The 244-nt window shown below is 68.9% G+C and carries 1 pseudogene; it reads right to left on the bottom strand.

The features are described from left to right. Positions 1-244 (bottom strand): annotated as a pseudogene (locus SB772_RS44600) (ribosome biogenesis GTPase Der); the annotation flags it as partial.

Below are 244 nucleotides of genomic sequence, written 5' to 3'. Positions count from 1 at the left end.
GATCGTCGTCGTCCGCTTCCTCGGGCTGGCCCGCGTACGCGACTTCCAGCGCCTCGTTGATCATGTCGGTCACGCCGTCGCCGTGCGCGGCCGAGATCGCGCGCGGATCGCCGAGGCCGAGCTCGTAGAAGTCCGTCGCGACCGCCGTGTACTTCATCCCCTCGGCCTTGTTGACGACCAGGAAGATCGGCCGGCCGGTCTTGCGCAGGTAGTCGGCGATCGACTTGTCCTGCGGCGCGAGCCC

Source organism: Paraburkholderia sp. SIMBA_030 (genome assembly GCF_046535245.1).
In the GTDB taxonomy this organism is placed as follows: domain Bacteria; phylum Pseudomonadota; class Gammaproteobacteria; order Burkholderiales; family Burkholderiaceae; genus Paraburkholderia.
This window is presented reverse-complemented; position numbering and strand designations above follow the sequence as displayed.